Genomic DNA, 22,626 nt, shown 5'->3' on the forward strand with positions numbered 1-22,626 from the left:
TATGTTTATTGGTTTTGATTACGGAACATCAAATTGCTCTGTTGCAGTCATGAAAGAGGGTGTTCCGGTACTTTTACCGCTGGAAGGCGACAATGTGTACATTCCTTCAACACTGTGTGCGCCTACCCGTGATTCGGTTTCTGAACATTTATTCCGCCACCGGGATATTTTACCGTCAGATAAAACCGGCGAACAAATATTGCGCAAAGCCATTGCGGCAAACCGGGAAGAGAGTATTGATCTCGAGCCGGAAGATATTGTTTTCGGGCAGGCAGCCCTGGAATTATATCTTAATGATCCGCGCGATGTGTATTACGTCAAATCCCCGAAATCCTTTCTGGGCGCGTCCGGATTACATGAAGTGCAGATCAGTTTTTTTGAGGATTTAGTCTGCGCCATGATGGCGAATATTAAACATCAGGCTGAGAAATCAACACAAAACACCATCACACAAGCCGTGATCGGTCGTCCGGTTAACTTCCACGGACTTGGCGGCGAAACGGCAAACCAGCAGGCGGAAGCGATTTTACTGCGTGCTGCAAAACGTTCCGGATTTCATGATATTACCTTCCAGTTCGAGCCGGTTGCAGCGGGGCTGGAATATGAAGCAAGCCTGGAAAAAGACCAGACTGTGCTGGTAGTTGATATCGGCGGCGGCACAACCGACTGCTCATTAATCCGCATGGGACCGGGATACTGCGGACAGGCAGATCGCACTGAAACACTGCTTGCGCATAGCGGGCAGCGCGTCGGCGGGAATGACCTGGATATTTATCTGGCGTTCAAACAACTGATGCCGTTATTCGGCATGAGTACGCGCGCATCATCCGGTATCGAACTGCCGCTGATGCAATTCTGGAACCCGATCGCCATTAATAATGTGGAAGCTCAGCGGGAATTCTATTCACGCCCTAATCTGGCAGCATTACAACAGCTTAGACGTGATGCGGCAGAGCCGGAAAAACTGCTTCGCCTGCTGGAAGTGTATAACGAAAGCCTGGGTTACAGTATTGTCCGGCGTGCGGAAGAAGCTAAAATCGCGCTTTCATCCTCCCCGCAGTACCGGGCGGGCATCCGGCTTTTCAGTGAGGTGCTGGAAGTGGATATTGCCGGTCAGGAAATGGAAGACGCGATTTCATCTCCGAAAGATAAAATGATTGCGCTGGTTAATGACGCTGTGCAGCAGGGCGGTGTTACACCGGACACCATTTTTATTACCGGCGGGACAGGGCGTTCCCCGATGTTGTGCCGCGCCATAGAGCAGCAATTACCGGGCATTCCTGTTGTCAGAGGGAATGATTTCGGCTCTGTCACTGCCGGTCTGGCGCGCTGGGGTGAAATTTGTTTCAAATAAACTTGCACCAGACCGATCGGTCTATTACAGTATTTGCATGAACAGACAGACTGACCATGATACCCGTGAACACCTTTTAGCCACCGGCGAACAGCTTTGCCTGCACCGGGGGTTTACCGGAATGGGACTGAGCGAACTGCTCAGAACCGCAGAAGTGCCTAAGGGGTCGTTTTACCACTATTTCCGCTCAAAAGAGGCGTTCGGTGTTGCTATGCTGGAGCGTTATTATGCGGATTATCTCACGCGCTTAGCCGATCATTTTGAGCGCGGGGAAGGGTGTTACCGGGCGCGTTTTCTCGCATATTACGGGGAAATGCTGAAAAATGCCTGTCAGCACAGCCGGATCCACGGGTGCCTGACCGTTAAGTTATCAGCGGAAGTCTGTGATTTATCAGAAGATATGAATGCCGCAATGGATAAGGGTGTCAGCAGGGTCATTGCCTTGCTGGCGCAGGCGCTGGAAAACGGGCATGATGAAAAATCGCTCGTTTTCAGCGGCAGTTCTCTTGCTACCGCACAGGTTTTATATTCCCTGTGGCTGGGCGCGAATTTGCAGGCCAAGATTTCCCGCAGTGCTGTCCCGCTGGAAAGCGCGCTGGCACATGTGAATGTATTGCTTACAGCGCCGGATGTATAACCGGCGTTTTTATTTACCCAATCACTAGTCGACTGGTCTAATCCGGAGATATTATGTCACAAGAAAAATTATTCACCCCGCTGAAAGTGGGCATATTTACTGCCCCTAACCGTATTTTTATGGCACCGCTTACCCGCCTGCGCAGTATTGAGCCGGGTGATATCCCGACGCCACTGATGGTTGAGTATTATCGCCAGCGCGCCAGTGCCGGGTTGATTATCTCAGAAGCAACACAAATTTCGGCACAGGCAAAAGGCTACGCGGGGGCGCCGGGGCTGCACAGTCCGGAGCAGGTCGCGGCATGGAAAAAAATTACTGCCGGTGTTCATGATGCAGGCGGCCATATTGCCGTTCAGTTGTGGCATACCGGGCGGATTTCACACACCAGTATTCAGCCTGCCGGGCAGGCTCCTGTCGCGCCATCGGCTATCAGTGCCGGAACCCGCACATCACTGCGCGATGAAAACGGGCGTGCCATCCGCGAGGATACCTCCATGCCGCGCGCATTGGAAACAGATGAAATACCGGGAATTGTGAATGATTTCCGTCACGCGGTGGCAAATGCGCGTGAAGCCGGTTTTGATATGGCAGAGCTGCATTCCGCCCATGGCTATCTGCTGCATCAGTTTCTGTCACCGGACGCCAATCACCGTACTGACCAGTACGGCGGCAGTGTTGAAAACCGCGCCCGTCTTGTGCTGGATGTGGTTGACGCGATTTGTGATGAGTGGGCACCGGAGCGCATCGGGATCCGCCTCTCGCCAATCGGTACTTTCCAGAATATGACAAATGGCCCGGATGAAGAAGCAGATGCGCTGTATCTTATTGAACAGCTGGATAAACGTGGTATTGCGTATCTGCATCTGTCAGAGCCTGACTGGGCAGGCGGCAAGCCGTACAGTGAAGAATTCCGCCGGAAAGTGCGTGCACGTTTTAGTGGTGTGATTATCGGTGCCGGTGCTTATACAACGGAAAAAGCAGAAGATTTAATTGAAAAAGGGCTTATTGATGCCGTTGCTTTCGGTCGTGATTATATTTCTAATCCGGATCTGGTCGCGCGTCTGAAACAAAAAGCTGCACTGAATCCGCAACATCCCGAAACCTTTTATGGTGGCGGCGAGCAGGGGTATACTGATTATCCGTTCCTCGTATAGTAAAGTATGAAAAGCAAAAGCGGCGAACTATGCCGCTTTTGCTTTTCAGGGATGCATTATTCTGTCGGCATACACTGTGCAATATCCGTCCATTTCTATTTTTTTAAATCTGACATCAAATACGTCACTTAACAGCGGTGAATCAATGAGCTCAGTTGCTGAACCGAAATAACGTAATTGTCCATGAGACAGCAAAATAACAGACTCAAAATAACGAAAAACCATATCCAGTTCATGCAAACACACAATCACTAATTTATCTTTACCCTGTGTGGTTAAATCTTCAATAAGCTGCATCCGGTGTTTGATATCCAGTGCGGCTCCCGGTTCATCGGCAAAAACAACCGGCGGGTTACACATCAGCGCCATCGCGGTTAATACCCGGCTTTTTTCACCGCCGGATAAAATATGCCAGTGTTTATCCAGCAGCGGCATTAATTCATATTTCTGACAGACAGTTGATTTTGCGTGTTCAGGCTCTGCTGCCCGCTCTGCCGCGAGTGTAATTAACTCATCCACCTGTTGATCCCAGCAGGGATTAAAACTCTGAGGGATAAGCCCGATTTGTTGCATTCGTGCCGCGCCACGATAGGCGGCTATATTTTTCCCGTTTAATGTGACGGATGAAAATACCTCCCGGTTAAGACCGGATAAGGCATTAATCAGGGTTGATTTACCGGAGCCATTCGGACCAATTAAGGCAATGCTGCTTTTATCCGGTAAATTCAGATTATCTATTGCGAGAAGCGTTTTTCCCTGTTTGCAAATATGCAGATTTTTTACTGTGATCATATTTTCCGCACCCGCTTTGCCAGTAAGTAAATAAAGAAAGGTCCGCCGATAAAGGCAGTAATCAGCCCCAGCGGTATTTCACCGGGCGGCAGTAAACTGCGGGACAGTGCATCAGAGAACATAACCAGTGCCGCACCAATAACAGCGGCTGCCGGTAAAACATATTTATGACGCGTGCCGACCTGCCAGCGGGCAATATGGGGCGCAATAAGCCCGATAAACCCGACAATTCCCCCGAGTGAAACCGCAACAGCCACAATAGCCGACCCGGCAATTAACGCTAAAATAGTGAATCGCTCAACGGATAAACCAAAACTCATCGCCATTGTTCTGTCGAGTCCCATCAGATCCAGCCCGTCAGATAAAATAAAGACAGAAATCAGAATGCAGGATGCGGTTAATAACAGGCAGATAAATAAACCTTCCGGTGAAGGCGTTTGTATACCACCCAGGATCCAACTGAGAACAACCTGAAGGCTGGTGCTTTCATCAGATAACGCCATCATCATAAAAGAACGGGCGGCATTTAATACCGCGCTGACAGCAACGCCGGTTAATAATAATGTGGCGGTATCCAGTGAGCCCGCTATCCGGGAAACAGAGATAACAATAAATATTGCTGCAAGTGCGCCACTGAAGGCAAATAAGGGCAGGGTAATTGCCATCGGTAATGCCAGCGGAACTAATAATGCGATGGTTCCGCCAATTGCCGCACCACCGGATGAACCTAATAACCAGGGCTCTGCCAGCGGGTTACGAAATACTCCCTGGAATATAGCGCCGCTTAATCCCAGCAATGCGCCGGTAAACCCGGCGGTAATCACCCGTGGTAAACGCCACTCAACTAATAGCCGGGATGTCAGGTCATCTGCATAAAATAATGCACTGATGACCTTAACCGGGCTTTCCCATGTATGTCCGGCGCAGGTGGAAAAAATAAAGGTAATAATGAGCAGAAATAACAGACTGACTACCTTCACTGTTTTGTGCTCCATTGTTCAAATAGTTCAGACATGTATTCAATACCATCAATAATGCGGGGTCCCGGGATCAGAACAAAGGCACTTTTCACCGGATAAATATCATTATTTTTCATCGCTTTTACCTGAGCCCAGCCCGGTAATGCAAGCAGTGACGCCATTTTTTCATCCGCAATGGTATAAAGAATAATATCCGGGTCAGCGGCAATAATCGCTTCAGGTGAGACTTGTTTTAACACCGGACCGGCATGTTTATATTCCTCCAGTGCAAGTATTCCGCCTGCTTTTAAAATAGAATCTGCGGTATAGCCCGGCGTTTTTTTTATAAGTCTGCGGTCTGGCGACCAGTAGTAAACCGTTGCTTATCTGCCCCGTTATCATAATCACGCGGGGAGCATGATAACCCGCCGGTTTATGTTGCGCGTTATTTAACCGCCTTTCCATTTCTGCGGCGACCTGTTCACCTTTCTCTGTTGTTTTTGTGACTTTTGCCACCAGGCGGATATTACGGATTATTTCATCAATACTGTTACCTTCCAGAACTAATACGGGAATACCAAATTTTCTCAGGGGAATTAACAGCTGATGAGTCGCCTGGCGGGCAGGTGTCATAATCACCAAATCAGGTTTCTGCTCAATAATACGCTCAAGGGAAAAACCAAGGCGTCCGCCGATTAAGGGTTTATTTTTTATTTCATCGGGGAAATAAGTGTATGCATCAATACCGACAATATTATCTGACAGACCCAGGATCGCCGTGATTTCAGTATTTGATGAAAATATCGTCACAATGCGCTGTGGTTTTTCATGCAGTGTAACCGGTGTATATAATGGTGCCGTTATGCTAAAAGCAGGAAGAGCATGGAACAAGGCCATGCTCAGTATGATAATCAAAAACAGATTTTTCATGATTATACCCTTATTCATTCAAACTCTTCCCTTGCCGCCTGCCTGCATCCTGAATGACGTCGGGTATATTATCTGTTAAAACCGGTAAGACACACCGGCAATAAAGGAACGCCCCGGCATGGATGTTCCCAAACTACCGTTGGATTTGGACGGCAACATAATATACGGGTCTTCATCCAGCGCGAAAAATACCGGATGTTCGTTTTTATTCAGAATGTTATCTATACGACCATAAAATGTCAGGGACGGGCTGATATCAACATCAGCATGTAAATTCCAGACCATAAACGGGGATTTACGCATAACATAAGAGGTATAAGGGCGGACTTCCGGAATAATGCCTTCTTCGGTTTTATACCACATTGGTCCGCGCAAAATGCCCTGAAGCTGAATACTCCACGGATACTGACCATTGGCAAAATACAGGTCATTAATCACGGCACCCTGATACTGATACATCCGCTGTACTTTTGTACTATTATTGGTCGCGGTTATTTGTGCACCTTTATCTTCCATATCGAAGTTCCAGCTGCCGTTAAACCGTAATACCCAATCCCAGTCCGTCTGCCAGTTCATTAATGAATTAACGGCGGTGCGGCTGTTTATTTCCAGCCCGCGCACAACAATATCATTTTCACTGTTTGCATACTGATATACGTTCGGTGAAATAACATCTGTCTGTATTCTGTCCTGAATAGTGTTCTGAAACAGAGAAATATCAACGGAATGGAGAGAGTCACCAATAATAGCGCCGACTTCAATCTGCCGGTTACTTTCTGCATTCAGCGTGTTGTTGCCTAAATATTGTGCGCCGGACAGAGTTGTATAATCAGCACCTAATTGTGTTGCGGTCGGAGCGCGGTATCCGGTTGCCAGAGATGACTTCAGGTTCAGCCACTCATTCACCTGATAGTTTGTCCCCAGACTCCAGGTTAATTTATTATAGGATGTGCTGCCGGTAAATTGATTGTCCAGATGCGGCGTTTTATCAAAGTCTGTTTTACCATAGGTATAACGCATCCCGCCGCGGATTATCCAACTGTCATCAAATAAGCTCTGTTTGTCATCAAAATAAAATGCATACAGGTTTTCGGTCTGGTTATTATCGTAAGGCGCGGATTGTTTAATTGGTTTTCCGCTCACACTGACCTGATGACGCTCAGAGCGTAAACGGCTGTGCTCATAATCAACACCTAATAACAGGTCATTCTGTTCATGAATTTTAATGATCGGCTGAAATTTAATACCATAAATATCTAATGCACGACGGTTATGATCACTGCTGGTTTTTGCCGTTAACGGCGATGCCCATCTGAAATTATCCACATCCTGAATAAAATAAGCATGGGTATTCATGCTGACGATACTGTCATTATTGCCGTTTTTCCAGACCAGATCCGCAGAACGGTTATAACGGGTATCTTTGGCATAGATATTTCCGGTTGACCCGCGAAAACCGCCGTCATAAATACCATCTGTCCTCAGTGATAAGTCCACCAGGTTATTTTCGTCTATTTTCCAGCCTACATTTCCGCTTAAACCAAACCGTTCCCAGTTTGTATTTTCCTGTTTATGTCCGCCTTTACCTGAATGGTAGTCATCCCGGCGACCGGCTTCAAAACCAAAGTAGCCGTATATATCGCCATTATCATTTTGAAAACCGTAGCCACCGTAGGTTTGGGCTAATCCCCATGAACCGGTTTCAACCGATAATTTCCCGCCTTCATCGGTTAATCCGTTTTTCAGGAAAATATTAATTACCCCGCCCATTGCCTGCGAACCATAAATAACAGAAGAGGGACCTCTGATAATTTCAATCCGGCTGACATCTTTAGGTGATAATTTGGATAAATTCGCGGTACCGGCACGGCGTCCGTTTACCAGCACTAAAATCTGACCGGCAAAATCTTTTCCCTGACCATCAGTTGCGGCACCACGGATATTCACGGATGTTTGCCCGGGGCTCCATTCACTGAAAAAACCAACACTGTTTTGTGCTAATAAATCCGTCAGACTGGTTGCGTGAGCGCGCTCTATCTGTTCGCTGTCAATAACCTGCGTGGTCACTGTCGATTTGCGTTGCTGCTCTTCACGTCCGGATGCGGTAACGACAATGGTGTCATTTGCCGGATCTGATTTGCTGTTATTTTCTGCACCTACTGCTATTTGTGAATACGATATAATTAATGAAAGAAGTACTATTTTCCTGCCGTCTATTTTCATCTTAAAACTCATTATTTTTATTTATGGCATAACTAAAATATCAACCGGTAATATCCGGAAGGTTTCCCTGTAATAAATAATATCACCCATAAATGATAGGCATTATCATTCTACAAAAAAACAACAGGCTAAGTTACTAAAAATAAAAGTAAAAATGCAAAGGGTGAGAGTGGTCAAGGTAATTGAAATCAATCTGTTACAATCACGGGCAGGAATTATAAAAAGGTATGAAGATGTGTCTTTAATCAGCAGGGTATTAACAAAATAAATACATCTATATCCTTATTCATTCAAACCGCAGGTTCGTTGGCAGCATCCTGAATGACGTTGGGTATATTTTTATAACATTCCACCGTGCAGTTGATTACACGGCGGAATAACGCATCATAATAAATCAGTTTTTGACAGGGACCTGAAAACGTTTCAGGCGTAACGCATTAGCCAGAACAAAGACACTGGAGAGCGCCATTGCGGCTGCGGCGATCATCGGGGACAATAATGTTCCGTTGACCGGATACAACAGACCCGCCGCAACAGGGATGAGCAGGGCGTTGTACGCGAACGCCCAGAACAGATTCTGTTTGATGTTACGGATTGTCGCCCGGCTTAATGCAATCGCATCACCAACACCGCGTAAATCGCCTGACATCAGCACCACATCTGCCGCTTCAATTGCCACATCAGTTCCGGTTCCGATAGCAAGACCAACATCGGCTTCGGCAAGTGCCGGCGCATCGTTAATACCATCACCGACAAATGCCACTTTCGCACCATTACTGCGGAATTTCTTCAGTGCTGCCACTTTGCCGTCAGGCAGAACTTCCGCCGCCACTTCATCAATACCCAGTTGTTTGGCGATTGCCGCTGCTGTTGCTGCATTGTCACCGGTGATCATTGCAACTTTCAGCCCCAGAGCATGCAGGGTGCGGATAGCTTCCGGTGTTGTGTCTTTAATCGGGTCAGCCACTGCAATAATCGCTGCCAGCTTTCCGTCAATTGCGGCATAAAGCGGACTTTTACCTTGTTCACCAAGACGCTTAGCGTCGGGTAATAAACGGCTGATATCCAGACCCAGCTGAGTCATAAACCGGTCTGCGCCGACAGAAACCGTGCGCCCGCCGACATCAGCAGAAACACCAAAGCCCGGTACGGCGGCGAAATTCCCGATTGGTGCCAGTGTCAGTCCTTGTTCCTCTGCTGCCACCACAATTGCCTCTGCAATAGGGTGTTCTGAGCGGGTTTCAATGGCAGCCACCAGGGCAAGCACTTCATTGTATTCAAACCCATCCGCCGGTACGAGGTCGGTCAGTTCAGGGCGACCTTTGGTCAGGGTACCGGTTTTATCAAGCGCAACCACGCTGACATCGCGCAGTGCCTGTAATGCTTCCCCTTTGCGGAACAAAATTCCCATCTCAGCGGCGCGACCGGTTCCCACCATAATGGAGGTCGGTGTCGCCAGTCCCATTGCACACGGGCAGGCAATGATCAGAACAGCCACTGCATTAATCAGCGCGAATGCCAGTGCCGGGTCCGGCCCGACAAATAACCAGATGAGGAAGGTGATTAACGCGCCTGCCATAACCGCCGGAACAAACCACATGGTGATTTTATCAACCATCGCCTGGATAGGTAATTTCGAGCCCTGTGCTTCTTCGACTAACCGGATGATTTGCGCCAGTACTGTATTCGCACCAATTTTAGTGACGCGAAAGCTGAATGCACCGGTTTTATTAATGGTTCCGCCGACGACTTGTGAGCCGGTTTCTTTTGACACCGGAACCGGTTCACCGGTGATCATGCTCTCATCGACATAAGAAGCACCTTCAGTTACCTCGCCGTCAACCGGAATTTTCTCCCCGGGGCGCACAAGAACAATATCGTCAGTCATTACGTCACTGAGTGCGATTTCAACTGTTTTTCCGTCACGCAATACCCGTGCCGTTTTCGGCTGAAGCCCGACCAGGCGTTTGATTGCCTGTGATGTTTTTCCTTTGGCACGAGCTTCCAGGGTACGTCCGAGCAGGATCAGTGTCACTATCACGACGGCTGCTTCATAATAAATATTGGCGGTTCCCGCCGGTAAAATCTGCGGAATAAAGGTGGATACAACGGAAAAGAGATATGCCGCTGCGGTACCCACCGCAACCAGTGAGTTCATATCCGGTGCGCCGCGCAGCAATGCCGGAAATCCTTTGCGGTAAAAACGCATTCCGGGACCAAATAACACGATGGTGGCGAGCACGAACTGAATATACCAGTTCAGCTGTTGCCCGAGTGTATTTGTAACCCAGCCGTGTACGCCCGGAATAAAGTGTGAGCCCATTTCAATGATAAAAACGGGCAGGGTGAAAACAGCGGCTGTCAGAAGTGCGCGGCGCAATGAACGGTCTTCTTTTTCCCGGCGGATCTCTGCCTGATCATTTGCGGTTGTTCCGCTGTCAGACAAACGCCGGGCTTTATAGCCCGCTTGTGTGACCGCCGCATCCAGGTCAGCAAATGTTACCTCCGCAGTGTGACGCACCCGGGCGCGCTCTGTTGCCAGGTTTACGGTTGCCTCGGAAACACCCGGGACATTTGCCAGCGCTTTTTCAACGCGCCCGACGCAGGATGCACAGGTCATTTCTTCAATGGCAAATTCTGTGGTTTCCATTGTGACGTTATACCCTGCGCCTTCAATGGCACGGATAGCCGCAGGCGCATCGATATCACCGGCAAAGGTAATATCTGCCCGCTCCGTTGCCAGGTTAACAATGGCATTATTGACACCCGGAACGGTTTTCAGTGCTTTTTCAACGCGACCAACACAGGATGCGCAGGTCATGCCTTCAACGGATAAGCTCAGCCGTCCGGATGATGAAGATGAGGATGGAGTTGTATTCATGGTTTTTCCCTCTGGAATAAATTGTCTGATAAGAAGCTTAACCTTTCCCTTTAGGGGAGGGTCAAGCGTTATCTGTTATTTTTTTCGCAGAGAGGTGTTTTTACTTAGTTTACTGTCACAGCCACCTGATCCGGTGGCTGAATTTCCCGGTAAACTGTGCATTCCATGCATCGCCCCCGTGAACAGTCTCTGCGGATGTCGGCATTGCCATTGATATCGCTATTGTCATCGTTATGCGCGGTAAACCGCCTCCCCGTGAAGATAGGTTTCAAGAACCCGCAGTGTGCTGTCCTGACTGTCCAGCACCACGATATCAGCCTGTTTTCCGGCAGAAAGCGCACCTTTGCCGGATAAACCGAGGAAACGGGCGGGGTGCTCAGAGGCATATTTCCACGCCTGCGCCGCGTCACACAGCCCGCTGCGGATCAGAAAATTAATACATTCCAGTACAGATTGTGCAGAGCCTGCCAGCAGCTCTTCGTTCGCCGCGAGGTGCAGGCGGCCTTGCTCTGTCAGTACCACATCACCGCCGATATGCGTGTGATAACAGCCTGGTGCCATGCCGCCGAATGCGGTGGTATCACTGGTCAGCAGGATTTTTCCTTGTTTGGCGCGCATAAATACACGGATCAATGCAGGCGGAAGATGAAAACCATCAGCAATAATGCCGCACCATAAATCATCTTCTGCTAACTGTGCCCAGATCGGATTATTGTGGCGGTGCATATGCAGCCCGCAACCATTGCCCAGATGAGTGGACATTGTGGCGCCCAGTTCTGTTGCCAGACGGATCTGCGCGGGTGTTGCGATAGTGTGCCCGATGGAAACCCGGATCCCGTTTTGTACACAAAAACCGATTGTCTCCGCCAGTCCGTCCTCCCGTTCAGGAGAGAGCGTCAGAATGCGCAGTAATCCGCGGGAAAGCGTATGCCATTTTTTCACTTTTTCTGCATCACAGTCCTGAACACAGGCTTTATCATGCGCGCCGCGCGGTCCGCTGACCGGTGAGATAAACGGACCTTCCAGATGAATTCCGGCAGTTGATGCGCGGATCTGCGGGTCTGCGGCACAGAAACCGGCGAAATCCGCCATAAGAGAGGAGATACCGTCATCACTGTTGGTGATAATGGTCGGACAGAGGCTGGTCACGCCTTTCTGATAAAGCATGCCATAGCTGTGGCGGACATCATCCTGATGCAGCGGCAGGGTGTTGTAATCGGTTCCCGCATAGCCGTTAACCTGTAAATCAACTAATCCTGCGGCGACAAACGGCAGATCGTCCGAGTGTGCGGTATTCAGGGGGCTGATGCTGTCTATATGTCCATTTGCCATGGTGATGACAATAGCATCACCCTTCAGCGTTTTTCCCTCAATGCGTTTTTCTGTGCTGTTCAGCATAAATCAGCCCCCGAATCCGGATCGAGATATAAAAAATGCACTGTTGTGGCGGCGAAGAATAGTAGCGGGTAAATCTTCGCTGATAGTGTCGTTTATCATCGCGCAGACAGCCCGGCGTTTCGTTGCAGCAGGCACCACACACACCATGTGGCGGGCGCTGAAAAGCGCGGGGATTGTCAGTGTCAGGGCATAAAGCGGCACATCATCAGTCCGGGCAAAGCAGCCGTCATTAACCTGTTGCTGACGGCACTGTTCATCAAGCTGCACCCGTTTAACCACTGCCGGATCATTAAAGTCAGCCACCCACGGGTCATTAAACGCAATATGACCATTTTCCCCGACACCGAGGCAAACCAAATCAATAGGCGCGGCGTTGAGTAACGCACTGTAGCGGCGGCACTCGGCTTCGCTGTCCGTCGCATGGGCGCGGATAAAACAGGTGGCGGCGGGCTTGACCGCATCAAACAAATGCGCCTGAATATAGTGGCTGAATGCCTGCGGTGCGCCCGGCGGCAACCCGATATATTCATCCATGTGAAATGCGGTTACTTTTGACCAGTCTATTTCACGAAATGATTGCAGATGCTGTAAAAATTCATTCTGTGATGGTGCGGAGGCAAAAACAATGCGTACCGCAGGTTGTGACGCCTGGCAGGCAAGGATGATGTCGCGGGCTTTTTCTGCGGCAGCGCGACCCATGGCATTGCGATCTGCATAAACGGCGTACTGTAACTTACCTTTCTGACCTGTGGTAATGGGTGTATCAGACATTAATATGTTCCTCTGACAGGTGCATAGCAGCCTCTTTAAAGCGGTATTCAAATCCGCCGGGCATGACCGGCAACGGTGGCGTGATATCAGTTTTACTGGTGCCGGGAGTCATTTCTGTTGTCATGATGATTGTCCGCACAGTGCGACAATCAGTTGCAGATTGCGCATGATGTGAAACGGATCTTTTACCGGCAATGCGACCACTTTATTCAGCGGCTGCCCCGAGCGATCGCGGATCTGCGTCCATTCACCGTATTCATGATTCGGAAATGTTTTGAGGACATAATCAGCGGTCTGCTGATACAGGGCGTAAAATTCCGGGTCATCGGTCTGATCTGCCATCAGCAGCAGGGTATAAAGCGCTTCTGAGTGAACCCACCAGATTTTGGTGTCCCATGTGTCCTGAATCAGTTTTTCATACGGGTCATTTCCCAGCAGGCGTCCGGCAGGCTCAGAGCCGTCCGCCTGTACATAACGGAACAGCCCGCCTTCTTTTTTATCCCAGCCCGTATGCCACATCAGCGATACAATTTTCCGGATAGCAGGCAGGTATTTCTCTGTTTCCCCGAGCAATTGCGCGGCATGGAAGCAAAACCACATATTTTCCAGGGTATGCCCCGGTGTTTTATGGCGGGCGAGCAGGGTATCACTATGTTCCGGTGACACGTTCATTTCCCGCGGGATAAGCGTGTCCGGTTCGTGCAGTTCAGTAAAAATCCGCGCCAGACTACGACGGGTAAGCGCCGTCAGCCGGGAAAGAGCCGAGTGCTGATACCGCAGGGCGTAACGCAGTAATTCGCTGACCGTGCCGAGCATAATCATTTCATACGCATAAGGTTCAAAACCCGGCGGTGCGGGATACGGATCACTGCGGACGCACCCGGTCTGTAACCGCTGAAAAATAGTGTCATATAAATTAAGTGCGCGCTCAAAATACTCACTTTCGCCGGACACAAACGCATATTCACACAGCCCGATCACGATAAAGCAATCGGCATAAAATGAGGTGTCGTAACCCTCTCCCGGGGTCATTTCCAACTTATTACCGGTGCTACCCAGCAAAAAGGCACAGTGCCCGTTATCCAGAAACGCATGCGCGAGCAGAAAATCTGCCGTCTGTTTTGCGTGTGCGAGCAGGGGAACCGCATCCCCCTGACACAGCCCGCTGCGGATAAGGGCAGCCTGGCGGCTCTCATTCCAGAGGAAACGACCTTGTGACCAGGTAAATTTATTCTCACTCAGGCGTGTTGCGCCGTCATTACTAAAACACGTAAAAACGCCGCCATAATCCGTGTCAACCGCCTGCTGCCAGAACGGCAGAATATTGTGTTCGAGTTCCTGTTGCCACAGAGTACGGCACTGTTCGCGCTGTTGCGGTGATAACCCCATCTTAATGTTCCCCGTCGCGGCTCAGTTTGTGCATAAGTTCTTCCACTTCCGGTTTTACCGGGTTTCTGCGGGCGATAATGGCTGCCAGCGTGAAGAACACCAGGGAGCAGAAGACCGGTCCGCCGACTGACAGCGCCATTGATGGTGCCGTTACAAACAGTTTGGTCCCGGCAAAAACAGCCAGACCTATCAACATGGAGCTGATGGCAATTTTAGGTCCGCAATGCTTATAGAACGGCAGAAGACCTAATACCATCGGGATAGAGGCCGGACCAATTAATCCGCCGAACCACACGACGATAAGTCCGATAATGCCGCCGAAATGCTCCTGATTCAGAGCCAGGATCATGGTGCAGAGTGTAAAGGTGAATGTGACAACCCGTGCCATCCAGAGTGGTGTTTCACCATTAGCCCGTTTCACTCTTTTTGAGATCAGCGGCAGAATATCCCGCGAGAGCACAGAACTGATGGCATTAGCATCAGATGCCACCATCGAGAGTGTTGCGGCAAACATGGATGCGAGGATCACCCCGACAAACCCGGCCGGTAAATATTTCAGTGTCAGCATCGAATAAATCTGAGTCTGTTCTGAATGCGGCACATCAGGGAGAAGCAGCGGGGCAGCCCACATAGGCGCAAACAGGATCAACGGCCAGACAAGATAAAGTGAGGCGGAAAGCATCATAGCGCGGCGGGCTTGTTTGCCATCCGGTGAAGCGATAAAACGGGAGGCGAGGTTCCAGGTGCCGCCGTTATAACTGAGGAAACAGACAAATGCGAAGCTGGCAAAGAACAACGGACTGTACTGACCATTAAACCAGTCACTGTTACCCGCCGGAAGTTTATCCCACATATCCAGATAGTTAGTGCCGATATCGCCCAATTGTGACTGCACGATAAAAAACATAATCACACCTGCCGCGATACCAACCAGGAACTGGAAGAAATCATTCATGGTATCCGCCCACAGCCCGCCGACAGTGACATAAATCATCGCAACAGTACCGGAAATCAGCACACCGTAAATAACCGGGAGCCCCGTGAAACCGTAGAACAGCACACCGATTGCCGCATATTTTCCGGCGGTATCCAGTAATTTCAGTAACACACCGAGCCAGGCGATCAACTGCTGGGTTTTAATATCATAACGGATTTTCAGGTATTCAGTCGGTGACTGCACCTGTAATGCATTACGCAGCCGCGCCCAGCGGGGCACGATAAGCCAGGCACCAAGCAGGCACGCGATAGTCACGTTCAGCGCCCACCACACATACAGGTTAAAGCCGGACGCATAGGCAAGGGCGGCATAACCGGTAAACACCACACCTGAATACCCGGACACATGATGCGAAATCCCGGCCAGCCACCAGGGCAGCCCGCCGCCGGCAACATAAAAATCGTTTGTACCTTTCACCCGGCGGTAAGCATTCAGGCCGATACCTATCATAATCACGAAGAAAAGTGAGAGTGTTATCCAATCCAGCATTTGCATCTTATTGATTCCTTGTCGTTATTTTTATCAACATCATCAGGAAATACGTTGGTTGCGGTACTGAAAGAGCTATAGAAAATGATAAAGAGTCATAAAAACAGCAGAGCGTTACAGAGATATCAGGGTACTTCTTATCCGGAATGTACATTAATTACGCAGACTGTAAATATATTTAATTCCACTGTGTGTTATTAATACGATCTGACTCACAAATTAACCTTCGGACAAAGAAAAAAAAGACGGAATTTATATGACAATGATGTGTGATACACATAGGATAATGGCACCGGATACTCTTGACATATCGGGTAGATAGCTGAAAATCAGAGTGTTCCCTATCCTTTATCCGGAAAAATAAACAACTATGGTGAAAACCTCTCTTTCGTCAGAACGCAGGCAGCATCTGTTCCGGCAGATTTTATCCGGATATAAAGATCAGGAAATCGTGACCCGCAAAGGGCTGGCAATACGTAACAATCTGCGCCCGGCGACCGTGACACAACTGATCGGTGAAATGATTCAGAGCGGACTTATCATTGACGATACTATTAATCACCAGCCCGGACCCGGACGACCGGAAGTGGGTATTATTCCGAACCTCAGGCAACTGACCGCTATTTTTATCTGTATTGATGCCCGTAATATTATTGCCTCGCTGGTGGATATCAGAGGGATCGTGCTTTCCTCACTGAATCAGTCGTTACCCGACGACAATGTCGGCAGTGAGGTATTGCTGACGTGCCTGCGGAAACTGATCAGTCAGTTACTGAATAATTGCCTGTCGGATACCTGTATTCAGGGAATTATTATTTCTCTGCCCGGGGTCATTGATGCGAAGCTGAGCCACTGGCTTTACACTAATCGCTGGCCAAAAGCGCGCCATACCAATCTCTCTTTGCTGGAGACAGAATTTGCAATTCCGGTATGCCTGGTCAAAAATTTGCAGGCGGAATTAAATGCATTTATCCTGGAAAATCATGACCTGGCAACAAAACGGGTTCTCTATGTTCACTGGGGGGAAGGGATAGGTGCGGCAAGTTATTCAAAACAGCAAATTAATGCCAATCAGCAGGGATTATTCGGCGAGCTGGGGCAACTGACACAGGGAGATGACCGGACAATTGAGCAAATGTTGTCACTTTCTGCGTTACGCGGGACATTGAATGAGGCATTACCCGGGGATTTAAGTAATGAGCGGGCAGCCGCAAAAGCACTCAAAGATGCCGATATTACTGTATTACCTTGTCTGAATAATGCGGTCAGCACCTGGAGCCGTGTTCTTGCCAATATTTATTTTATTCTTTTCCCTGATGTGATTATTTTTTCTGGTCCGTTTACACACAATGATGCCTTATTTAACGGGATTATTGACGGATTTAACCAACGCGTACCGGACTATTTTGAACAAAATGTTATCTTCACCATTAACCATAAATCGTTTACTAATGAAATGAATGGCGCACTCTCACCATTTTTTGAAAAATTAGTGACGAAATATTGTCAGGATGATTGCGCAGTATTATGAGGCTGATGAAAACACATGATTTACAGAAATAAAAATGTCCCGGAACTTATTGTCAGTCATTTAGAGAAAAGCCTCGCGTTTTGGGTCGGCATTCTTGGTTTTACGATTTTATATGAACGCACTGAAGAACGTTTCGTCTATCTGGATTTAAACGGGGTTCAGTTTATGCTGGAGGAGCACCAGGAAGATCAATGGGTAACAGCACCATTGGTTCCTCCTTTCGGGCGCGGAGTTAATTTTCAGATTGATGTTGAACACCAGGATATGATTTTATCCGCATTAGAAAAAAATCATTATCCTTTATTTTCCGGACCACAGGAAAGGGTATATCAGGTCAATAATACTGAACGGGTACAACGCCAATTCCTTGTTCAGGATCCGGACGGATATTTATTACGCCTGGTTCAGGTTATTAATCACTGAGCAGCAGAAAAACCGGATAATATTTATTCGATAGTTTTGGTCCAGGGATTGAATCCCGGATGCGTCTCTTCTTCCTGAATATCCTCATCCCGTGAATCAAGATACAGCGCTTCAACTTCTGCACGGGCCCAGGGGGTTCTGCGCAAAAATTTCAGACTCGACTTCACGCTCGGGTCACTTTTAAAACAATTTATCTTAATAATTTGAGACAGTTTGACCCAGCCATATCTGGCAACGAGTGCATTAACCTGCATTTCAAGTGTGACGCCGTGCAAAGGGTCTTTAGGCGTATTCGCTGTCATGAATAAAGTGTCCTGTTATATCAGATATCAAAAATAGGGAAACAGCCGGAGTTTAACACAGATTACCGGTTTAATTCCTGTAACAGGCGTGTATTAAGGTACAGTTTTTCCCGCCCGGACTGCATTTCTTCCAGCACGCCTATTTCAACCAGTTGTTTCAGGTAAGCAGAGGCCGTCTGACGTTTTGCCACACCCCGCTCAACAAGATTCTCTATCCGGCAATAAGGTTGCACAAAAAGAACCTGAATTAACTCATGAGTATAAATTTTAGGTAATTTTTCCCGTACGTATCCGGTAATCTCTTCTATTAGCCTGCGGATAACGGCTATTTTCCGGGATGTCCATTTTGCTGTGTTTTCAGCGGCTTCCAGCATAAAGAGTATCCATGACTCCCAATCATGGTTCTCTGTCACTCCGCGTAATAATGTGTAGTATTTATCCCGGTTTTCCAGAATGAAACGCGACAGATAGAGAATAGGTAATGACAGTATGTCCGTCTGAATCAGATATAAAATATTCAGTATCCGCCCGGTTCGCCCGTTACCATCGGGAAACGGATGAATACATTCAAACTGATAGTGCAATATTGCCATTTTAATCAAAGGGTCAATATCATCTTCCGCGTGCAGGAATATCTCCCAGTTTGTCAGCAAATCCCGGATAACAGTTTCGCCTGACGGCGGGGTATATATCACATTTGCGTATTGGTCGCTTAATACGGTTCCCGGCGTTTTGCGGATATCCGTCTGAATAGATCTCAGCGTTGTACAAATCTTTATTGCGGTATTAGTACACAGCGGAAATGTGTTTAACTGTGCAAAACCATTATGCAACGCAGTGCGGTAGCGTAATGCTTCTTTAGTTGCGGGGTCAGCATTCTCTTCGTGACCGGCATACTGAAATAATTGATCGCTGGTGGTAACGATATTTTCAATACGGGAAGAATCTTTTGCTTCCAGCAACGGCAGAATATTGATCAGCAGGGCAGGATCAGGAATCAGTTCTCCTGCCGTTTTCAGTTCAGCAACCGCCGCACGTGCAGTGATGCACGCTTTGAGTATTTTTCGTGTTTCAATAAGATCCAAATCCGGCGGCAGTGCCGGGAGCGCGTTGTAAGGGACTTTCGGATCATGAGTCATATGTTTACAAAACCTATTTTTTATCGACATATGACCATACTATGTTGATAGCATAAACATGTCACGTACTATATGTACGAAAAATCCACTTTTATCGACATATCACTGATATGTGTCGATGTGATAAAGGTATGCCGGTGAACAGAACGTATTGCTGTTTTATTAATACATATGTTTTGACGAATATGACGTGGTGATATACATTGGCTGACAGATAACAAAGGAGAGGGTATGGAACCATTACAGCTATTCAAAATACTCAGTGACGAAACACGATTGAATATTATTTTGCTTTTAAAGGCATCAGGTGAATTGTGTGTCTGTGATATTTATACGGCATTAAACCTCTCTCAGCCAAAAACATCCCGCCATCTGGCTATGTTACGTGAAGCCGGAATTTTACTGGATTCTAAACACGGGAAATGGGTTCATTACCGGTTATCTCCCGCATTATTACCCTGGATAAAACAAATTATAGACCAGGTTTATATCACCGAACAAAGCAGAGTATCCGGACTACTGAGTCCGATAAAAAACAAATCCTCTGCCGGCAATTGTATCGGTTAAAAAAAATTTAAACATACGCATCTGATAATTCATATATGAAATCGTGACGACTAACAGTCCCTCATATTTCAAAAGAGGCAACGCATGCTCATTGCATCATTTATTTTTATTCTGACTATCACCTTTGTTATCTGGCAACCCAAAGGACTTGGTATCGGATGGAGCGCAACTATTGGCGCAATATTGGCACTGATATCCGGAGTTATCAGTTTTCAGGATATCCCGGTTGTCTGGAATATTGTCTGGAATGCGACTGCGACATTTGTTGCGGTTATTATCATCAGTTTACTTCTGGATGAAAGTGGTTTTTTTGAATGGGCAGCACTGCATGTGGCTAAATGGGGCGGCGGAAAAGGGCGCTTATTATTTACTTATATTATTTTGTTGGGCGCATCCGTTGCCGCTCTGTTTGCCAATGATGGGGCGGCATTAATTCTGACGCCGATTGTGATTGCCATGTTGCTCGCATTAGGTTTCAGTAAAGGCACAACACTGGCATTTGTTATGGCGGCCGGGTTTATAGCGGATACAGCAAGTCTCCCGCTGATTGTCTCTAACCTGGTTAATATCGTTTCTGCTGATTTCTTTAATATCAGCTTTAACGAGTATGCCTCTGTAATGATCCCCGTTGATATTGCAGCAATTATAGCAACACTGGTGATGTTACATTGGTTTTTCCGCAAAGATATTCCTCAGCACTATACCGTATCAAAGCTGAATAGCCCGGCATCGGCAATTAAAGACCCGGCAACGTTTAAAGCCGGATGGTGTGTATTACTGCTGTTATTGATCGGCTTTTTTGTATTAGAGCCATTAGGTATTCCTGTCAGCGCCATTGCGGCAACGGGTGCGTTAATACTTTATGTCATTGCATCAGCCGGGAAGGTGATTAATACCGCAACCGTATTACGCGGCGCACCATGGCAAATAGTTATTTTTTCACTGGGAATGTATCTGGTTGTTTATGGTTTAAAAAATGCAGGCCTGACGAATTATCTTTCAGACATATTGAATTACCTTTCAGGTATTGGTCTTTGGGCGGCCACATTAGGTACAGGGTTTATCACCGCTTTTCTATCCTCCGTAATGAACAATATGCCGACAGTATTAATTGGCGCATTATCAATTGAAGGAAGTGAGGCAAGTGGATTAATACAGCAGGCAATGATGTATGCCAATGTGATTGGTGCAGATTTAGGACCTAAAATTACACCAATAGGCAGCTTGGCGACACTGTTATGGCTTCATGTTTTATCACAAAAAAAATATCACCATTACATGGGGCTATTACTTCAGAACCGGCATTATCATGACCATTCCTGTGTTAACCGTCACATTGGTCGCGCTGGCGCTTCGTTTGTCTGTCCTGAATTAAGAGAGATAGCATGAGTATAATATTTCACCCATTTGCATTTTTTTTCTTCCGTAAATTGATACAGGACAAGTTAATAAGATTCAATCTCATTGTTTAAGCGTTATCATAAGAAAATCAGAAAAGAACCGGAACATCGCGCTCAGGATATAATCTAAAGCGCGGTTACCGGTTTTTATGATTTTATTTAAGATAACTATACCCGATGTTATTCAGGATGCAGGCAGGCGTAGTAACGCCAATAAACCTGTCGTTTGAATGAATAGGGTATATTGAGGAATGTTTATGTGGTTCACTGCGCTTTTAAGGGAGTCTGCTCATGATTAGCGGCTTATTCATCGGCATGCTCTTCGGCGGGCTTTTACAATCAGGGCAATTTTGCTTTGTTTCCGGTTTCAGGAATATTGTTTATCAGAAAAACACCCGTTTTCTCACCGCGCTGCTGATTGCGGTTTCTATTCAGGCTACCGGATTTTTTACCCTGCAATCAATGGGATTACTGACCATTCCGGAAGGAACTCTGCCGGTGACCGCCACTATTATCGGCGGTTTTTTATTCGGGGTTGGCATGGTATTAGCGGGATGCTGCGGTAGTGGTGCCTGGTTCCGGTCCGGTGAAGGGCTGACAGGAACATGGATTGCCTTATTTTCATTTGTCGTCACTATGGCGTCAGCCTGGAAAGGCAGTTTAAAACATTGGATTGAGCCATTATTAATACATCCGGCACAAGCTGACACTATCTATAAAACACTGAATATCTCTCCGTGGTTTCTGGTTGCAGTATTAATTATTGTCACTATCGGATTACTGATTTATCAGCATCGTCATCCCCGTTATTCTCCGCCCCCGTTGGGCAAATTTAAGCGATTACCCCTTAACCTTACCGCCGTGCTTATTGGTATCCTCGGTATTATTGCCTGGCTTTTCAGTGCGGAAAGCGGACGCAACTTTGGCTTTGGTATTTCTGTGCCTTCCGCCAATGTCATTCAGTATTTAGTGACAGGTCAGCAGCGTTATTTCAATTGGGGAATGTTATTTGTTATCGGTATTTTTGCCGGTTCAATGATCAGCGCTAAAATACGCGGGGAGTTTGCCTTAACATTACCACCGGACGGAAAAACGGTTGTGAAACGGTTAACCGGCGGCATAGTAATGGGAATAGGGGCAACACTTGCCGGCGGATGTACTGTAACTAATTCACTGGTAGCTACCGCGTATTTCTCCTGGCAGGGTTGGATTTCAACACTGACGATTATGGCGGGTGTCTGGATCACCAGTTATTTCATCAGACCATCACAGTGCAGAATATAGGAATAT

Annotated in this window: 20 protein-coding genes and 1 pseudogene; 8 read left to right on the top strand and 13 right to left on the bottom strand. The window is 47.6% G+C overall.

Going from position 1 to position 22,626, the window contains the following annotated elements:
• The first annotated feature begins 1 nt into the window (after nt 1).
• The 3 genes from yegD to nemA are packed head-to-tail and all read left to right on the top strand — an operon-like array spanning nt 2 to nt 3,145.
• The gene (gene yegD / locus AYY16_RS04055; protein ID WP_067362407.1) at nt 2-1,354 is read left to right on the top strand and encodes a molecular chaperone; all 1,353 of its coding nucleotides are present in this window, start codon (nt 2-4) and stop codon (nt 1,352-1,354) included.
• Between the two features lie 37 nt (nt 1,355-1,391).
• Complete coding sequence (locus AYY16_RS04060) at nt 1,392-1,991, top strand: TetR/AcrR family transcriptional regulator (protein WP_067364656.1); 600 nt, start codon at nt 1,392-1,394, stop codon at nt 1,989-1,991.
• Between the two features lie 53 nt (nt 1,992-2,044).
• Nucleotides 2,045-3,145 (top strand): alkene reductase, encoded by a 1,101-nt coding sequence (gene nemA, locus AYY16_RS04065; RefSeq protein WP_067362410.1) that lies wholly within the window; start codon nt 2,045-2,047, stop codon nt 3,143-3,145.
• Nucleotides 3,146-3,190: 45 nt separating this feature from the next.
• On the opposite strand, the gene AYY16_RS04070 is transcribed toward nemA, so the two are convergent.
• The 11 genes from AYY16_RS04070 to AYY16_RS04110 all read right to left on the bottom strand — a co-directional run bounded on the left by AYY16_RS04070 (nt 3,191) and on the right by AYY16_RS04110 (nt 15,980).
• Nucleotides 3,191-3,937 carry an ABC transporter ATP-binding protein gene (locus tag AYY16_RS04070; protein WP_067362413.1) on the bottom strand — a complete coding sequence of 249 codons (747 nt, stop codon included), beginning with the start codon at nt 3,935-3,937 and terminating at the stop codon, nt 3,191-3,193.
• Nucleotides 3,934-4,917, bottom strand: a complete 984-nt coding sequence (locus AYY16_RS04075) for a FecCD family ABC transporter permease (RefSeq protein ID WP_223861145.1) — start codon at nt 4,915-4,917, stop codon at nt 3,934-3,936. Before AYY16_RS04075 ends, AYY16_RS04070 begins: the two co-directional genes overlap by 4 nt.
• Complete coding sequence (locus AYY16_RS21380; protein WP_328585667.1) at nt 4,914-5,243, bottom strand: ABC transporter substrate-binding protein; 330 nt, start codon at nt 5,241-5,243, stop codon at nt 4,914-4,916. Before AYY16_RS21380 ends, AYY16_RS04075 begins: the two co-directional genes overlap by 4 nt.
• Nucleotides 5,170-5,826, bottom strand: coding sequence for an ABC transporter substrate-binding protein (locus AYY16_RS04080; protein WP_268874118.1), 657 nt, complete (start codon nt 5,824-5,826; stop codon nt 5,170-5,172). The genes AYY16_RS21380 and AYY16_RS04080 overlap by 74 nt, the downstream gene beginning before the upstream one ends.
• Before the next feature lie 75 nt (nt 5,827-5,901).
• Complete coding sequence (locus AYY16_RS04085) at nt 5,902-8,049, bottom strand: TonB-dependent receptor plug domain-containing protein (protein ID WP_067362418.1); 2,148 nt, start codon at nt 8,047-8,049, stop codon at nt 5,902-5,904.
• Between the two features lie 394 nt (nt 8,050-8,443).
• Nucleotides 8,444-10,930, bottom strand: a complete 2,487-nt coding sequence (locus AYY16_RS04090) for a heavy metal translocating P-type ATPase (protein WP_067362421.1) — start codon at nt 10,928-10,930, stop codon at nt 8,444-8,446.
• Between the two features lie 231 nt (nt 10,931-11,161).
• The gene (locus AYY16_RS04095; protein ID WP_082970579.1) at nt 11,162-12,328 is read right to left on the bottom strand and encodes an N-acetylglucosamine-6-phosphate deacetylase; all 1,167 of its coding nucleotides are present in this window, start codon (nt 12,326-12,328) and stop codon (nt 11,162-11,164) included.
• Nucleotides 12,329-12,331: 3 nt separating this feature from the next.
• Complete coding sequence (locus AYY16_RS04100; RefSeq protein ID WP_067362424.1) at nt 12,332-13,099, bottom strand: glucosamine-6-phosphate deaminase; 768 nt, start codon at nt 13,097-13,099, stop codon at nt 12,332-12,334.
• Complete coding sequence (locus AYY16_RS21385) at nt 13,092-13,223, bottom strand: hypothetical protein (protein ID WP_263317256.1); 132 nt, start codon at nt 13,221-13,223, stop codon at nt 13,092-13,094. The genes AYY16_RS04100 and AYY16_RS21385 overlap by 8 nt, the downstream gene beginning before the upstream one ends.
• Nucleotides 13,220-14,488, bottom strand: coding sequence for an AGE family epimerase/isomerase (locus tag AYY16_RS04105; RefSeq protein ID WP_067362427.1), 1,269 nt, complete (start codon nt 14,486-14,488; stop codon nt 13,220-13,222). The genes AYY16_RS21385 and AYY16_RS04105 overlap by 4 nt, the downstream gene beginning before the upstream one ends.
• Before the next feature lies 1 nt (nt 14,489).
• On the bottom strand, nt 14,490-15,980 hold the full coding sequence (locus AYY16_RS04110; protein WP_067362430.1) for a sodium:solute symporter family protein: 1,491 nt from the start codon (nt 15,978-15,980) through the stop codon (nt 14,490-14,492).
• A gap of 364 nt (nt 15,981-16,344) precedes the next feature.
• Between AYY16_RS04110 and AYY16_RS04115 the strand changes: the two genes are divergently transcribed.
• Together AYY16_RS04115 and AYY16_RS04120 are read left to right on the top strand one after the other, a co-directional pair.
• Entirely contained in the window at nt 16,345-17,505 is a 1,161-nt protein-coding gene (locus tag AYY16_RS04115) for an ROK family transcriptional regulator (protein WP_067362433.1), read from the top strand.
• 15 nt (nt 17,506-17,520) lie between these two features.
• Nucleotides 17,521-17,928, top strand: a complete 408-nt coding sequence (locus tag AYY16_RS04120; RefSeq protein ID WP_067362436.1) for a bleomycin resistance protein — start codon at nt 17,521-17,523, stop codon at nt 17,926-17,928.
• 23 nt (nt 17,929-17,951) lie between these two features.
• Here the strand turns inward: AYY16_RS04120 and AYY16_RS04125 are convergent, their stop codons facing one another.
• Nucleotides 17,952-18,230 carry a VF530 family protein gene (locus AYY16_RS04125; protein WP_067362439.1) on the bottom strand — a complete coding sequence of 93 codons (279 nt, stop codon included), beginning with the start codon at nt 18,228-18,230 and terminating at the stop codon, nt 17,952-17,954.
• Between the two features lie 62 nt (nt 18,231-18,292).
• The gene (gene fic / locus AYY16_RS04130) at nt 18,293-19,369 is read right to left on the bottom strand and encodes a protein adenylyltransferase Fic (RefSeq protein ID WP_067362442.1); all 1,077 of its coding nucleotides are present in this window, start codon (nt 19,367-19,369) and stop codon (nt 18,293-18,295) included.
• A 231-nt stretch (nt 19,370-19,600) separates the two neighbouring features.
• Between fic and AYY16_RS04135 the strand changes: the two genes are divergently transcribed.
• The 3 genes and pseudogenes from AYY16_RS04135 (at nt 19,601) to AYY16_RS04145 (ending at nt 22,620) form a co-directional block, all read left to right on the top strand.
• Nucleotides 19,601-19,936, top strand: coding sequence for a metalloregulator ArsR/SmtB family transcription factor (locus AYY16_RS04135; protein ID WP_067362445.1), 336 nt, complete (start codon nt 19,601-19,603; stop codon nt 19,934-19,936).
• An 84-nt stretch (nt 19,937-20,020) separates the two neighbouring features.
• A pseudogene (locus AYY16_RS04140) lies at nt 20,021-21,311 on the top strand (arsenic transporter).
• A gap of 316 nt (nt 21,312-21,627) precedes the next feature.
• Complete coding sequence (locus AYY16_RS04145; RefSeq protein ID WP_067362448.1) at nt 21,628-22,620, top strand: YeeE/YedE family protein; 993 nt, start codon at nt 21,628-21,630, stop codon at nt 22,618-22,620.
• Nucleotides 22,621-22,626 lie beyond the last annotated feature (6 nt).

It is taken from the genome of Morganella psychrotolerans, assembly GCF_001676155.1.
GTDB classification, from domain to species: domain Bacteria; phylum Pseudomonadota; class Gammaproteobacteria; order Enterobacterales; family Enterobacteriaceae; genus Morganella; species Morganella psychrotolerans.

What these genes read in the sequence shown, in the direction of transcription:
- yegD (WP_067362407.1), top strand. Translation starts at nt 2, where the DNA reads ATGTTTATTGGTTTTGATTACGGAACATCAAATTGCTCTGTTGCAGTC.
- AYY16_RS04060 (WP_067364656.1), top strand. Translation starts at nt 1,392, where the DNA reads ATGAACAGACAGACTGACCATGATACCCGTGAACACCTTTTAGCCACC.
- nemA (WP_067362410.1), top strand. Translation starts at nt 2,045, where the DNA reads ATGTCACAAGAAAAATTATTCACCCCGCTGAAAGTGGGCATATTTACT.
- AYY16_RS04070 (WP_067362413.1), bottom strand. Translation starts at nt 3,937, where the DNA reads ATGATCACAGTAAAAAATCTGCATATTTGCAAACAGGGAAAAACGCTT.
- AYY16_RS04080 (WP_268874118.1), bottom strand. Translation starts at nt 5,826, where the DNA reads ATGAAAAATCTGTTTTTGATTATCATACTGAGCATGGCCTTGTTCCAT.
- AYY16_RS04085 (WP_067362418.1), bottom strand. Translation starts at nt 8,049, where the DNA reads ATGAAAATAGACGGCAGGAAAATAGTACTTCTTTCATTAATTATATCG.
- AYY16_RS04090 (WP_067362421.1), bottom strand. Translation starts at nt 10,930, where the DNA reads ATGAATACAACTCCATCCTCATCTTCATCATCCGGACGGCTGAGCTTA.
- AYY16_RS04095 (WP_082970579.1), bottom strand. Translation starts at nt 12,328, where the DNA reads ATGCTGAACAGCACAGAAAAACGCATTGAGGGAAAAACGCTGAAGGGT.
- AYY16_RS04100 (WP_067362424.1), bottom strand. Translation starts at nt 13,099, where the DNA reads ATGTCTGATACACCCATTACCACAGGTCAGAAAGGTAAGTTACAGTAC.
- AYY16_RS21385 (WP_263317256.1), bottom strand. Translation starts at nt 13,223, where the DNA reads ATGACAACAGAAATGACTCCCGGCACCAGTAAAACTGATATCACGCCA.
- AYY16_RS04105 (WP_067362427.1), bottom strand. Translation starts at nt 14,488, where the DNA reads ATGGGGTTATCACCGCAACAGCGCGAACAGTGCCGTACTCTGTGGCAA.
- AYY16_RS04110 (WP_067362430.1), bottom strand. Translation starts at nt 15,980, where the DNA reads ATGCAAATGCTGGATTGGATAACACTCTCACTTTTCTTCGTGATTATG.
- AYY16_RS04115 (WP_067362433.1), top strand. Translation starts at nt 16,345, where the DNA reads ATGGTGAAAACCTCTCTTTCGTCAGAACGCAGGCAGCATCTGTTCCGG.
- AYY16_RS04120 (WP_067362436.1), top strand. Translation starts at nt 17,521, where the DNA reads ATGATTTACAGAAATAAAAATGTCCCGGAACTTATTGTCAGTCATTTA.
- AYY16_RS04125 (WP_067362439.1), bottom strand. Translation starts at nt 18,230, where the DNA reads ATGACAGCGAATACGCCTAAAGACCCTTTGCACGGCGTCACACTTGAA.
- fic (WP_067362442.1), bottom strand. Translation starts at nt 19,369, where the DNA reads ATGACTCATGATCCGAAAGTCCCTTACAACGCGCTCCCGGCACTGCCG.
- AYY16_RS04135 (WP_067362445.1), top strand. Translation starts at nt 19,601, where the DNA reads ATGGAACCATTACAGCTATTCAAAATACTCAGTGACGAAACACGATTG.
- AYY16_RS04145 (WP_067362448.1), top strand. Translation starts at nt 21,628, where the DNA reads ATGATTAGCGGCTTATTCATCGGCATGCTCTTCGGCGGGCTTTTACAA.